This window comes from Corynebacterium sp. HMSC055G02, assembly GCF_001809065.1.
Lineage (GTDB): Bacteria > Actinomycetota > Actinomycetes > Mycobacteriales > Mycobacteriaceae > Corynebacterium > Corynebacterium jeikeium_D.
Map to the genome: position 1 here is coordinate 127,489 of NZ_KV795635.1, position 13,876 is coordinate 141,364.

A 13,876-nucleotide genomic window follows, 5' to 3' on the forward strand; every position below is an offset into this window, starting at 1 on the left:
CGGTGTTTTAACGTTTCGAAGAACCGGTTACGACAGGGAACTTGGCGTCCGCAAGAAGTCCCAGCAAGCCAAGCACGAGCAGAATTCCCGTGGCCACCGCAAAGCGCACGTCGAAGCCGACCAACAGCGCGTCGCCAAGCAGAACGACGGCGAGTGTGTTCGGCGCCGAACCTAGGGCAGTGGCGATGATATACGGCACGATGCGTATCGACGACAGTCCACAGGCGTAGTTGAGAAACGAAAATGGCACGCCAGCAATCATGCGCAAGCTGAGCACTGTGAGCCAGCCGCGTTGCTCCAACCGATGGTCGAGACTGAGAAGACGGCGGTTGGTCAGGTGCGTGCGAAACCAATCGCGCCCCAAAAACCGCACAATGCATAGGGAGAGAAGGGCAGAAACCGTCGTCGCAGTAATTGCCAGCAGGAAACCGAGCACTGGCCCGAAGAGGATTCCGGAAGCCAAAGTGAATACGGTGCGGGGGATTGGGAACTGAGTCAGTGCAACGTATGCGAGGAAGTAGAGGAGCGGGAACCAGTCACCGGCATCGATGGACCACTGCCGGATGGTAGCGACCGTGGGAACATCGACGTACAGCGTGACGACGACCCCCACACCTACGGCTAGCACCAGCAGAACCTTTTTGAGTGTAGGGGTAATTCGCACATCGGATACGTTCACCCATTTGAGGTTACCGGGGATTGCGGGGAAGCGTGTGACCTGCGCGTTGGAGGCTCTGCGAGGAGGGGTAGTCAGCGGCTAAAGGCGTTTGCCCATTATTTCACTAGGATGGGAATCAAGGTCACTATGCCTTGGCTCGAGCACTTGACGTGCCCGTCAGCACAAACCGAACGTAAGGGTATTGCACAAGTAGCTGAAAAGTTCAGTGCACGGACACTCGGGTGAGTCTTAGCGTCTGACTAGTGGCTCTTATTGACTATTGGAGGAAGCCAACGCCTTTAGATCCCTTTCCGTCGCGGAGAATTCGGAAATTGTCGCAGCCGAGTTTCCTCGGCCGTGGATTGATGGGGGCGTTGCTTAGAAAATGTAAGGGAGAAGGTCTGTCGTGACTGACCGAACGACCCCCGAATTACCTTCCACGCTGCCACCAAACTTCGAGGAATTGCAGAATTCCTGGTATCAGGGCGTGGCCAAGGTATTCGCGCGGGTGCACAAGCAAGACGTTGCAGATGTACCGCTCGATATTTGGAAACGACTGATTCAGACCACCTACGACGGTGTCGATGTCCGCCCGCTCTACACCCGCGCGGACGAGCTCGCGGAAAGCCCAGCTCCGGGCCAGTTCCCATTCGTCCGTGGCGCAAAGGTCACTTCGGACAACACCAACGGTTGGGGTGTTCGGGAGACCTTCGGTCGCCAGTACCCGGGTGAGGATGCCCTTGACCCAAAGGCGGTCAACGAGACTCTGCTGACTGCCCTGGAAAACGGAACCACGGACATCCGCCTGGACTTCACCGGCTCCCTCGAAGCCGCTGATGTGCCGGCTCTGCTCAACAACGTCTACGTCGACCTTGCTCCGATTGCCGTGCATGCCGGTAAGAAGACTGCGCAGGTTGCGGAAGCACTGACGTCCTACATCGAGCAGGCAAACCCGACTAATCCGGACGCCGTCGCAGTCGAGCTTTCCGCGGCTCCGCTGACCTCCGCTTTTGCCGGTATTGACGATATTTCTCTCGACGAGGCCACTCAGCTGGCCGTCAAGGCGGCTAAGCAGCCGGGCGACGTCCGCGCCCTGCTTGTCGACGGCGTTGTTTTCTCCAACCTGGGTGCAAACAACATCCAGGAGATTGGCTACAGTCTCGCCGTTGGTGTCGCCTACCTGCGTGCGCTGACCGACGCGGGCTTGAGCGCTGAAGAAGCCCTCGGCCAGATCGCTTTCCGCTTTGCCGCTACCGACGACCAGTTCGACACCATTGCGAAGTTCCGCGCCGCTCGCGTTCTGTGGGCCCGCGTTGCTGAGGTTATCGGCGCCCCTGAAGCTGGCCGCGCTCCGATGCACGCCGTGACCGCCCCGGTCATGTTCAGCCAGCGCGATCCGTGGGTCAACATGCTGCGTGTGACTGTCGCCTCCTTCGCCGCAGGTGTCGGCGGTGCCTCCTCAGTTGAGGTTCTGCCGTTTGATTACGCAGTTGTCGGCGGCATGCCGAACGTCTCCAAGACTTTCAAGGCTCGCATCGCTCGCAACACCAACCTGTTGCTGCTGGAAGAGTCTCACCTTGGTTACGTCGCCGACCCAGCAGGTGGCTCCTACTTCGTCGAAGACCTGACCGAAGAAATGGCCGACAAGGCATGGGAAATCTTCACCGGCACTGAGGCCGGCGGCGGTTTCGCCTCCGCGGAGGCCGATATTCGCGCCGCCCTGGACGCTACCTGGGAAAAGCGCCGCGCCGACATCGCACACCGCCGCACCAAGGTCACCGCTATCAACGAGTTCCCGAACCTGGCTGAAGCCCCACTGGCTCCTGAGGCCCGCCCGGAGGGCGACCCGATTCGCCGTTGGGCAAGCGACTTCGAGGCGCTGCGCAACCGCTCCGATGACTTCCTGGCTGAAAAGGGCAACCGTCCGCTGATTGCCATGCTGCCGCTGGGTCCGCTGGCCAAGCACAACATCCGCACTGGTTTTACCTCCAACCTGCTGGCTTCCGGCGGTATCGCCGTCGCCAACCCCGGCCAGGTTGTGCCGGGCGAGGCCGGTTTCGAAGAGGCAGTGAAGGCCTCACCGATTGTCGTGCTGTGCGCAGCCGACAGCGAGTACGAGACCTCGGGCCAGGACGCTGTCAAGGCCGCCCGCGCCGCCGGCGCTAAGGAGGTCCTGGTGGCCGGCTCCGAGAAGAGCTTCGCCAATGCCGCTGAGGACGCTCGCCCCGACGGATACCTGAACATGACCATCGATGCTGTCGCGGAGCTGTCCCGACTGCTGAACGAACTGGGAGCGTGAAGGAAGTAATGACCACCATCCCAAATTTCGCTGACATCTCCCGCAACACCGACGACGCGGCCGCTGCCACTGACAAGGAAGCTGCCGCGGAAGCAGGTGAAGTGTGGACCATTCCAGAGGGCATCGATGTCAAGCGCGTCTACGATCGCGCTGACCGCGACGCCGCTGCCGCCGAGGGCCACCCGGTAGATTCTTTCCCGGGTATCGCCCCATTCATGCGCGGGCCGTATCCGACCATGTACACCAACCAGCCGTGGACTATTCGCCAGTACGCTGGCTTCTCCACCGCAGCTGAGTCCAATGCCTTCTACCGCCGCAACCTCGCGGCCGGCCAGAAGGGCCTTTCGGTCGCTTTCGACCTGGCTACCCACCGTGGCTACGACTCGGACAACCCGCGTGTGTCCGGCGACGTCGGTATGGCCGGCGTGGCAATTGACTCGATTTACGACATGCGTGAGCTCTTCCAGGGCATTGACCTGGGCGGCGTCTCGGTGTCTATGACCATGAACGGCGCTGTGCTGCCGATTCTGGCCTTCTACATTGTCACCGCTGAAGAGCAGGGCGTTTCGACCGAGCAGCTGCGCGGTACGATCCAGAACGACATTCTCAAGGAGTTCATGGTTCGTAACACGTACATCTACCCGCCGAAGCCTTCGATGCGAATCATCTCCTCGATCTTCGAGTACACCTCGGCAAAGATGCCGAAGTTCAACTCGATTTCGATTTCCGGCTACCACATTCAGGAAGCGGGCGCGACGGCCGACCTTGAGCTCGCTTACACGCTTGCCGACGGCATCGAGTACCTGCGGGCCGGTATTGACGCTGGCCTGGAAGTTGATAGGTTCGCTCCGCGTCTATCCTTCTTCTGGGGCATCTCGATGAACACCTTCACCGAGATCGCCAAGCTGCGTGCAGGCCGTATCCTCTGGTCTGAGCTAGTTGGCAAGTTTGGCCCGAAGAACCCGAAGTCGCAGTCCCTGCGTACTCACTCGCAGACCTCTGGTTGGTCGCTGACCGCTCAGGATGTCTACAACAACGTCGCGCGTACTGCTGTTGAGGCTATGGCCGCAACACAGGGCCACACCCAGTCGCTGCACACCAACGCACTGGACGAAGCCCTGGCACTGCCGACTGACTTCTCAGCCCGTATTGCTCGTAACACTCAGCTGCTGCTTCAGCAGGAGTCCAACACGACGCGTCCGGTTGATCCGTGGGCTGGTTCCTACTACATCGAGTGGCTGACTAATGAGCTGGTCAAGCGTGCACGCCAGCACATCGACGAGGTCGAAGAGGCCGGCGGTATGGCACAGGCCACCATCGAGGGCATTCCGAAGCTGCGTATTGAAGAGGCCGCAGCTCGTACGCAGGCCCGTATTGACTCGGGCCGTCAGGCTCTCATCGGCGTGAATAAGTACCAGGTCGAAGAGGACGAGGCCATCGAGGTTCTCAAGGTTGAGAACTCCCGCGTGCGCCAGGAGCAGATTGACAAGCTGGCTCGCCTGCGCGCCGAGCGCGACGAGGAAGAGGTTCAGAAGGCACTGGCCGCTCTGACCGACGCTTGCCGTAACCCGGGTGAACCGGGGGACCTGGACAAGAACCTGTTGAAGCTCGCTGTCGACTGTGCTCGCGCCATGGCCTCCATCGGTGAAATCTCCGACGCCATGGAAGAGGTCTTTGGCCGCCACCAGGCCGAGATTCGTACCCTTTCCGGCGTCTACAAGGACGAAGTTGGCAAGGAGGGAGCCGTGTCCAACGTCTCCAAGGCCATCGCCATGGCCGATAAGTTCGAAGAGCAGGAAGGTCGCCGTCCCCGTATCTTCCTGGCCAAGATGGGCCAGGATGGTCACGACCGCGGCCAGAAGGTCATCGCGTCCGCCTACGCGGACCTCGGCATGGACGTTGACGTGGGACCGCTGTTCCAGACTCCGGAGGAGGCCGCCAAATCGGCAGTCGACTCGGATGTCCACGTCGTCGGTGTTTCTTCACTAGCCGCCGGACACCTGACGCTCGTTCCTGCCCTGCGCGATGAGCTGGCAAAGCTGGGGCGCGAGGACATCATGATTGTTGTCGGTGGTGTTATCCCACCGGGCGACTTCCAGGAACTCTACGATGCCGGCGCCGCGGCTATTTACCCGCCGGGCACTGTCATCGCTGATTCGGCAATCGACATGATGACCAAGCTCTCTAACGAGCTGGGCCTCGACCTTGCCGTTGACGAAGAGTCCTAAATAACTACCGCATCCGCGCTGGGCTGACTGTTCAGCTCAGCGCGTTGTCGGAATTGAGAAGTAGCGATGAACGAGTATCTTGAAGAAAACCTGGGCACCCTCGTCACTACCGCTGGCACGGTCGTTCAGGGAAAGACCGCTGTAGCCCCCGAAGTCGTCCGCCGTGCGCGACGACGGATTGATGTCGACGACCTCTTTGAGGGCGTGCGGGCTGGAAACCGCACTAAGTTGGCTCGGGCAATCACGCTGCTGGAGTCGACTGCTCCGGCGCATAAGGTGCTGGCTCAAGAGCTACTGGTGAAGTTGCTGCCATTTTCCGGCAAGGCCATGCGCGTCGGACTTACCGGCGTCCCCGGCGTCGGTAAATCAACCACGATTGAAACCCTCGGGCTAAAGCTGATCGAGGAAGGCCACCGCGTTGCGGTGCTGGCCATCGACCCGTCGTCGACGAAGTCCGGTGGCTCGATTCTGGGCGACAAGACCCGTATGTCCCGGCTCTCGGCCGCGGATGAAGCCTTCATCCGTCCGTCGCCCTCTGCGGGCACGCTCGGTGGTGTCGCCAAGGCAACGCGTGAGGCCATGGTGGTGCTCGAGGCCGCAGGCTACGACATTGTCATCGTCGAAACTGTCGGCGTCGGTCAGTCCGAGGTCGCGGTGGCCCAGATGGTGGATACGTTTGCGTTTCTGGCACTCGCCGGCGCTGGTGACCAACTCCAGGGCATCAAGAAGGGTGTGCTGGAGATGGCCGACGTGATTTCTATCAACAAGGCGGATGGTAAGAACTTGCGCCCGGCAAAGCGCGCTGCGCGTGATCTGATGACGGCCATGAAGATGGTTCGCTCCTCAGACCAAGTCTGGACGCCACCGGTACTGACTATGTCGGCATTGGAAGACGACGGCATCGACAAGTTCTGGCAAGCCATCGAAGACCATGTCGAGGCTATGCACGAGAATCATCTCTTTGATGAAAACCGCGCTAACCAGCAGATTAAGTGGATGTGGTCCATGGTGCACGAAACGCTCTTGCAGCGACTCAACACCAACGAGGCTGTGCAGACAGAGAGCACCCTGGTGGAAAAACAACTCCGCTCGGGGCAGCTGACACCGACGCTCGCCGCCCAGCGCATCATGGAGGCATTCGACCAGGGAAGGGCATCGAACGCCGGGCTCGCCAACTAGGTTCCGGAGGGTGTGGGATTTTCGTCGTAAAGCGAGTAAAGCGAGCGTATCCGTGTGCGCCTACTGACCGCGGTGATGGGGCGGATCGCTGTAGAGCGTGTGTTCGGCGAAGTGGAGAGCGTTGACCACCAGGTTGGTGAGGTGCTCGTCGGGCTGAGAATAGAAGCTAGACGTGCCTTCCTTGCGGGTCTGCACCATATTGGCCATGCGCAACTTCGCCAGGTGCTGAGAAATCGCGGGGACGGGGCGATCGAGCGCGCTAGCGATGGCGGTGACGGTCATCTCCCCGTCACGAAGGAGCGACAGGATGGAGAGACGCGTCTTGTCTGCCATCAACTTCAGTACGCTAGTGGCAACGTCGAGCTCGGTGCTCGTAGGAGCCTTCTCAGTCATTTGGAGGGGTTAGTCCTTTCGAAGTCGACATGCCAAACACTTACTATGTTCAATGAGTTGAACCTTACTACGTATTGATACCAGTATTCAATTTCAGATGTCACAATAGGCTGTCACGAAAAGGGGAAGAGTGCACCTAAGGGGCAGCGACCAAAAGTACTGAAAATTCCTTCAGTAATATCATCTGCATGGATTGGTTGATGGGCACCTTCCCGTGGCTGGTGGAGGACTTAACGTGGTGGCAAGTACTATTTTTCGCACTCGACTACACGATTAAGTTCATCGCGATTGGGTGGGTGCCGGAAAACCGAAGCCCATCGGCTTCGACGGCGTGGCTGCTACTGATTCTGCTGATTCCATTTATCGGCCTACCTCTGTTCCTCTTCCTGGGCTCGCAGCAAATCACGGGCCGTAGGCACGAGGTACAGGCACTGGCGCAGGAGCTCATTGCGGAACGTACCGAGCATCTTCCCGACGTACCGGATGATGCCGAGATAGAAGATGATGTTGTCAACGTATTCAAGCTCTCGCGTCAGCTCACGGGAATGCCGGCAATTGCCAGCGCAGAAAAGGGACTTTTCACCGAATTCAATGCCTCCATTGACCGCATGATTGAGACCATCGATGCGGCTCAGAAATCTATCCACGTGCAGTCCTACATCTTTGCACTGGATTCCAGCACGGAGCCTTTCATACAGGCTCTTGAACGCGCGCACGACAGGGGACTAGAGGTCAAGGTACTGGTCGATCCAATTGGTTCGTGGAAGTACCCCGGCTACTACAAGCTGAAAAAGCGCCTGGACCAGGCTAAAATCTCCTGGCACCCGATGCTGCCCGTGAGCTTGCTGAAGCTCACCTGGCGCCGCCTGGATCTGCGTAATCACCGCAAGCTCGTAGTTGTTGACGGCGACATTGTATTCATGGGCTCGCAGAATTTGATTGAGCCCGAATATCAGAAGAAAAAGAACCATAAGATCGGCCGTCGCTGGGTGGACACGTGGATTGAGCTCGAGGGCGATATTGCGCTGGCCTTCGACGCAATTTTCGCGGTTGATTGGACCAGCGAGCTATACAAGACCCCAGACGCCACCAGGGACTATTCACTCCACAACACCGAAGTCAACGACAACTACAACGTTGTCCAGGTGCTGCCGTCGGGTCCGGGCTTCAGCACGGAGCCGAACCTGCGCGTCTTCAATAACATGATCTACCAGGCACACGAGCGGATTATCGCCGTCAGCCCGTACTTCGTCCCCGACGAATCCATGCTCATGGCGCTGACCTCTGCCGCATATGGAGGCATCGACGTCCAGCTCTACGTCAACGAAGAGTCCGATCAGTTCATGGTCGGCCACGCGCAGCAGTCCTACTACCAGGCACTGCTAACCGCTGGCGTGAAGATCTACCGCTATCCGGCGCCTGCGGTCCTGCACTCCAAGTTCATGGTTATCGACGACCGCATGGCCATGTTCGGCTCCTCCAATCTGGATATGCGCTCGTTCGGCCTCAACTACGAGATCACGCTTCTTTCCGCCGCCGGTTCCATCGTGGACAAACTGATCATGCTTGCCGACGAGTACCGCGACAAATCTTTCCTGCTCACCCAGGAGGAATGGAATGACCGGCCCCTTCGTCAGCGCTACCTGGACTCTGTTTTCCGCTTGACCTCGGCGCTGCAATAGGGCAGTCCCATTGGTCCGACAGACAAAGCAAAAATCCCGAGAGCTGCACTAATTGCAGTTTCTCGGGATTTATCTTGTGTCCGGAGGGGGACTTGAACCCCCACGCCCGTTAATAGGGCACTAGCACCTCAAGCTAGCGCGTCTGCCATTCCGCCACCCGGACCGGGTAGGAAGCACTTCCGTGCTGACCTGTGATACTGTATCCCGACTACATAATGAAACACAAATTGGCAGGTCAGAGGGGCATTAGCGCGCCAAACCTGGGTGTAATTACATCAGCGGTGTTAGCCCCGCATCCGCCTTGGATTCGCACTGAGAATCAGGCCCTGCAGATAGGGAGTCTTGTAAAGTCCCTGCAGCGCGCTCATAAAGTAGGCACACTGGTAGTTATGACTACGAATTCCAACGACACCGCAAACGACACTGCAAATGCTCCGGTTTTCCCGGGACCAGATCCGTACGCACCGCTGAAGGATTTGCCAACCTTCGAGCTGTCCTCGCCAGATATCAAGGACGGCGAGAAGATTGCGGATGAATTCCGCGCTCCGTCGAATGTTTCCCCACAACTGGATTGGGCAAATCTGCCGGAGGGCACTAAGTCCATTGCCGTGACCTGCTTCGATCCGGATGCTCCGACCGCTTCGGGCTTCTGGCACTGGGCTGTCTTCAACATTCCAGCGACCGAAAAGGGTCTGCCACAGGGAGCTGGCTCCGAAGACGGCTCTAAGCTGCCAGAAGGCGCTATCCAGCTTGTCGGCGACTCGGGCATGCGTGGTCACTACGGAGCTAACCCACCGGCGCAGCATGCCCCACACCGTTACATGTATGCGGTGCACGCGGTCGACGTGGAGAAGCTTGAAGTTCCGGAAGATGCGACGCCGACCGTGCTTGGCTTCAATCTGTACTTCCACTCGATTGCGCGTGCCATCATCACGCCGTGGTGGGAGAACGTCGGGGAGTAGGGATACGACGCCCACACGGGCAACTCAACCGACCGGGCACGCTACTCATACAGAAAACCCCGGGGCCAGCGCCTTCATGGCCGCTGGCCCCGGGGTCACGTGTTTATTGGGTTAGGAAGCCTCAACGGCTTTCAGCAATTAACCACGCCACGGCAGACCACAGCCGACTGCCTCCGAAATGGAGTAGAATCCCTGAGCTCGAATCTGGCGAGCCAACCCTTGGTGAATGTCACGAATCCAGTCCGGACCGCCATAAATCAACGGTGTGTAGCCCTGCAGTAGGGAAGCGCCGTTGGCAATCCGCTCCCACGCTTGCTCAGCCGTTTCTATGCCGCCGACGCTGATGAGAACTAGTTTGTCTCCGACGCGCTCGTGCAGCAGCTTCAGCACCTCTAGTGACCGAGCTGCCACAGGAGCACCCGAGACTCCACCGGCCCCCATCTCCGCGACCTCATCCGCGGGCGTACGCAGGCCCTCGCGAGAAATGGTGGTGTTGGTAGCCACAATGCCCGCCAGCCCCAGGTCAACCGCCAAGTCAGCAACTGCGATGACATCATCGTCGGAGAGATCAGGAGCAATCTTGACCAGCACCGGCGAGTCGGTCTCCTCAGTCACCGCTGCCAGAATCGGGCGCAGTGACTCCACTGCCTGAAGGTCGCGCAGACCCGGCGTATTCGGTGAGGAGACGTTGACAACAACGTAGTCCGCCAAGCCGCCGAGCTGGCTAGCCGATTCTCGATAGTCATCGACGGCCTCTTCCAGCGGAGTCACCTTGGTCTTACCAATGTTGATACCAATCACGTCGTCACTGCGACGCGCCCGCAAGTTCTCCGCTACAGCAGCGGCGCCGGGGTTGTTGAAACCCATGCGGTTCAAAATGGCGCGATCTTCCTTCAGACGGAACAGACGCGGGCGATCGTTGCCCGGCTGCGGCTTGGCAGTCACGGTTCCCAGTTCCGCGTAGCCAAAACCAATTGGCCCCCAGCAATCCGGAGCAATAGCAGCCTTGTCGAAGCCTGCGGCGAGCCCCAGCGGACGCGGGAAGTCCACGCCGAACACGGTTTGACGCAGCACAGCATCGTCAACAACGAGTAACTTGCTCACCGCCCGCTGTAGACTCTCCGACTTCTGCAGCCCCTTCAGGGTCTTCGAGATGGCCTCGTGAATCTGCTCCGGTGGGACCTGGAACATTGCCTTTAGCGCGAGTTGATAGGACTTGGCGCGAAGTTTCGAAGGCATCTACTTAGTCTCTCCCTCGGAGTCGTCTGCTCCCTTGGTGTCACCTGCACCGGTCGGTAGTTTATCGGCTGGTTCCCGAACCGACATCTCCTCACGAATCTTCTCTGCATCCTGCTTGAAATCAGCAATTGCCTTATCGACGTCCGCGGAGTCAAAAATCTGGGCCCCGTCACCGGTAGCCGAGAAGACGCCAATCTGGCCATCCTCGGTGGCAACAATCGACTGTGGATCTGCAACCGTGTTGATGTCCGCGACCTTGACTGGGGTACCCGAGCTGATGTCGTAGCCAGTCAGCTTGTTCACCTTCGTCGAAGTCACCCAGACAATTCCGCGCGATTCATCGACCGCTACCGCCCACGGAGCCTCCGGGGCCGGAGCTGCCTGGTGGAGGCGAATGACGTCAGTGGCAGTGTAAATAAGAAGCTGGTTGCCCTTGGTGTCTGCGGCAGCAATGACATGATCACCGGAAGCTACCTTGCCGACGCCGATACCCGCACGCAGCGCAGAGCCAGCGCGGGACTCATCGAGCTTGAGCTCATGCACCGAAGTCTCCGGACGGTTGACCTCTAACAGCTTGACGTCCGCGTCATTGTCCGCTTTGGGAATCTCAACGAGCTGCGACCCGTTATTGGCAGCCTTGAAGTCACTGGCCAACTCACCATCAGCGCCGAACACATCGACGACATTGCTATCCGCATGGGCACCGATGATGCGGCCGCCTTCCAGGCCAACTGCGGCGGAGTAGTTGGTGCCACGGCCGACAACGGCCGTTTCCGTAGCCTGGTCAGTAATGACGTGGATGCCATCTTCACACGGCAGCAAAGCGTTAGGGCCGCCCGGCGCGAGCTCACCACACTTCGCGCCCAGCTTCATTGATCGCTCAATTGGGTTATTCAGCGGACCGGCAAAGATTTTGTCCCCGGCCTTCAGGACAACTCGGTCGCCGACCAGCACGGCATCGGTAACGCCCTCATCAATCTTCTTGGCCCTCCCGATAGCAGTATCGGGAGCAGCGGGTGAAGCGGCCGGCACTGGCGTGGCGTTGCCCATTCCGGCATCGATGTCTCCTTCCACATCGGAGGAGCACCCTGCCAGGACCACTGCGCTAGCGGAAAGCCCCGCTAGAAGGGAGGTTATGACACGTCGACGACTGTTTTCACTCACGCTATAGAAACTACCACCCCGGCCTGATTACTTTGTGGACGCCTCCAGCCGTGGGAGGCTCTCGCATTCGTTGTGCCTTATAAGTCTTTATAAGAATGCGGTTACTGATTACAGCGTGACGTCGTCAAGCGCGTTGCAAATCTGCGGTGGCAGCGTGAGTTGTTCGGCGGTGAGGTTTTCGCGTAGCTGAGCGCGGTCTCGAGCGCCAACGAGGATCGAGGTGACGCCCGGCCGATCGCGTGCCCAGGAAATCGCTGCGACGGCAGCACTGACGCCGAGCCCCTTGGCTGCGGTGGTCAGCGCGCCTGCAACCGTGACGCCGCGCGTGTCGAGATAGTCCTGTACCTCTGCGTCGGCGTGTTCGGAAGCAGCGCGGGAGTCCTCGGGAATGATGTGCTGGTATTTGGCGGTCAAAACGCCTTGGGCCAGTGGGGCGCCACCGATAAAGCCGAGCCCCAAATGCTCACAGGCGGGCAGTAGTTCAGCCTCAGGGCTTCGCTGGAGCAGCGAGTACTCATGCTGTGCGAACACCGGAGCGATTCGATCCGCGGCGGCATGCGTCACCGCCGCCTGCCAACCGCTGTATCCACGCACTCCGGCGTAACGTACTTTCCCCGTGAGCACAGCCCATTCCAGGGTATCGGCGACCTCTTCCGGTGGGGTCAGCCCATCCCAGTAGCCGGGCGACCACAGATCAATGTGTTCGACGCCGAGGCGTGCGAGCGTATCGTCGAGGTCCTTTTGCAGTGTCTTACGCGAGCAGTCCACGCGCCTGCCGACGGGCCGCTCGGGGTGTATGCCAGATGCGACCGAGAGCACCAATTCGTCGGCGACACCGCGCTTTGCGATGACTGCACCCAGCATGTCGGCAACAGTGTCGCCGCCGTGGAGTGGGGAAGCGTCGACAAGGTTGCCTCCGGCGTCGAGGAAGTCCGTCAGGATGCGTCCGGCTTCGTCTTGCCTGGTACCCGCACCCCAGGTGGCCGTACCCAGCCCCAAGGCGGAGACGCGTAAACCGCTGTTGCCCAGAATTCGTTGTTGCACGATTTTTACTTTAGGACACCCGTGTGCGGTCGCGGGAAAAGTTCCGCGGGAGAGGTCTCGCTATCGCCGCACCGAAACCTCGCTATAGCCACAACACAAACCGGACGAGTAGCCTATACACCCGTGACTATCATGACGACACTAAGCGCCTCAGCAGATACCGCTGCCGATACCGCCGGCACCGGTATGACCTGGGCGCAGACAATCATCCTGTCCGTAGTGCAAGGTCTGACGGAATTTCTCCCGGTGAGTTCCTCGGGGCACCTTCGGATTGTCTCCGAGCTGCTGTGGGGCCAGGACGCCGGTGCATCCTTCACCGCTGTGGTGCAGCTTGGCACCGAATTGGCTGTGTTGGTGTTCTTCGCCAAGGACATCTGGCAGATCCTCACTGGCTGGTTTGCCGGTCTGTTCAATAAGGAAGCCCGCGGTTTCAACTACCGCATGGGTTGGATGGTGATTGTCGGTACGCTGCCGATTGCCATCATCGGTGTGCTGGGGAAGGACCTCATCCGCGATAACCTGCGCAATCTCTGGATTACAGCCGCTGTGTTGGTGCTTTTCTCCTTTGTCTTTATCGCCGCAGAGAAGTTCGGCCGTCGTGAGCGCAACTATGAAGAGCTGACCATGCGAGATGCCATCGTCATGGGTTTCGCGCAGTGCCTGGCGCTCATTCCGGGTGTGTCGCGCTCGGGCGGTACGGTGTCTGCCGGCCTGTTCTTGCACTTGGACCGAGAGGTTGCAACGCGCTTTTCCTTCCTGCTGGCTATCCCCGCTGTTTTCGCTGCTGGAATTTTTTCGCTTCCAGACGCGTTTGACCCTGCGGCGGGACAGGCCGCTAGTGGAGCGCAATTGGCCATCGGTACGCTGATTGCCTTCGTCGTCGGCTATGCGTCTATTGCATGGCTGCTGAAGTTCGTGTCGAACCACTCCTTCGCTTGGTTCGCCGCGTACCGCATCCCGGTCGGTTTGATTGTTATGGTGTTGCTCGGCTTCGGCACGATCAACGCTGTTTAGTGAGGTAGTGAGTA

Annotated in this window: 11 protein-coding genes and 1 tRNA gene; 6 read left to right on the forward strand and 6 right to left on the reverse strand. The window is 59.3% G+C overall.

Going from position 1 to position 13,876, the window contains the following annotated elements; all coding sequences use genetic code 11:
* Nucleotides 1-7: 7 nt before the first annotated feature.
* Nucleotides 8-679, reverse strand: a complete 672-nt coding sequence (locus HMPREF2547_RS02125; RefSeq protein WP_052317814.1) for a TVP38/TMEM64 family protein — start codon at nt 677-679, stop codon at nt 8-10.
* A gap of 385 nt (nt 680-1,064) precedes the next feature.
* On the opposite strand from HMPREF2547_RS02125, the gene HMPREF2547_RS02130 reads away from it, so the two are divergent.
* The 3 genes from HMPREF2547_RS02130 to meaB all read left to right on the forward strand — a co-directional run bounded on the left by HMPREF2547_RS02130 (nt 1,065) and on the right by meaB (nt 6,364).
* Nucleotides 1,065-2,957 carry a methylmalonyl-CoA mutase family protein gene (locus tag HMPREF2547_RS02130; RefSeq protein ID WP_070604579.1) on the forward strand — a complete coding sequence of 631 codons (1,893 nt, stop codon included), beginning with the start codon at nt 1,065-1,067 and terminating at the stop codon, nt 2,955-2,957.
* 8 nt (nt 2,958-2,965) lie between these two features.
* A complete protein-coding gene (gene scpA, locus HMPREF2547_RS02135) occupies nt 2,966-5,185 on the forward strand; it encodes a methylmalonyl-CoA mutase (protein WP_070604581.1) in 2,220 nt (739 codons plus the stop codon).
* A gap of 66 nt (nt 5,186-5,251) precedes the next feature.
* The gene (gene meaB / locus HMPREF2547_RS02140; protein ID WP_070604583.1) at nt 5,252-6,364 is read left to right on the forward strand and encodes a methylmalonyl Co-A mutase-associated GTPase MeaB; all 1,113 of its coding nucleotides are present in this window, start codon (nt 5,252-5,254) and stop codon (nt 6,362-6,364) included.
* Nucleotides 6,365-6,424: 60 nt separating this feature from the next.
* Here the strand turns inward: meaB and HMPREF2547_RS02145 are convergent, their stop codons facing one another.
* On the reverse strand, nt 6,425-6,757 hold the full coding sequence (locus tag HMPREF2547_RS02145; RefSeq protein WP_070604585.1) for an ArsR/SmtB family transcription factor: 333 nt from the start codon (nt 6,755-6,757) through the stop codon (nt 6,425-6,427).
* A gap of 188 nt (nt 6,758-6,945) precedes the next feature.
* On the opposite strand from HMPREF2547_RS02145, the gene cls reads away from it, so the two are divergent.
* Nucleotides 6,946-8,439, forward strand: a complete 1,494-nt coding sequence (gene cls, locus HMPREF2547_RS02150; protein ID WP_070604587.1) for a cardiolipin synthase — start codon at nt 6,946-6,948, stop codon at nt 8,437-8,439.
* Nucleotides 8,440-8,516: 77 nt separating this feature from the next.
* Here the strand turns inward: cls and HMPREF2547_RS02155 are convergent.
* Nucleotides 8,517-8,602: transfer RNA gene (locus tag HMPREF2547_RS02155), tRNA-Leu, on the reverse strand.
* Between the two features lie 226 nt (nt 8,603-8,828).
* Here HMPREF2547_RS02155 and HMPREF2547_RS02160 point away from each other — a divergent pair.
* Complete coding sequence (locus HMPREF2547_RS02160; protein WP_049170574.1) at nt 8,829-9,401, forward strand: YbhB/YbcL family Raf kinase inhibitor-like protein; 573 nt, start codon at nt 8,829-8,831, stop codon at nt 9,399-9,401.
* 138 nt (nt 9,402-9,539) lie between these two features.
* Here the strand turns inward: HMPREF2547_RS02160 and HMPREF2547_RS02165 are convergent, their stop codons facing one another.
* The 3 genes from HMPREF2547_RS02165 to HMPREF2547_RS02175 form a co-directional block, all read right to left on the reverse strand.
* Nucleotides 9,540-10,640, reverse strand: coding sequence for a quinone-dependent dihydroorotate dehydrogenase (locus HMPREF2547_RS02165; RefSeq protein WP_016422783.1), 1,101 nt, complete (start codon nt 10,638-10,640; stop codon nt 9,540-9,542).
* A complete protein-coding gene (locus HMPREF2547_RS02170; RefSeq protein WP_187403982.1) occupies nt 10,641-11,804 on the reverse strand; it encodes a hypothetical protein in 1,164 nt (387 codons plus the stop codon).
* Nucleotides 11,805-11,912: 108 nt separating this feature from the next.
* The gene (locus HMPREF2547_RS02175) at nt 11,913-12,848 is read right to left on the reverse strand and encodes an aldo/keto reductase (RefSeq protein ID WP_016422785.1); all 936 of its coding nucleotides are present in this window, start codon (nt 12,846-12,848) and stop codon (nt 11,913-11,915) included.
* A 132-nt stretch (nt 12,849-12,980) separates the two neighbouring features.
* Here HMPREF2547_RS02175 and HMPREF2547_RS02180 point away from each other — a divergent pair, with 132 nt between their 5' ends.
* Nucleotides 12,981-13,862, forward strand: coding sequence for an undecaprenyl-diphosphate phosphatase (locus HMPREF2547_RS02180; RefSeq protein ID WP_040361409.1), 882 nt, complete (start codon nt 12,981-12,983; stop codon nt 13,860-13,862).
* Nucleotides 13,863-13,876 lie beyond the last annotated feature (14 nt).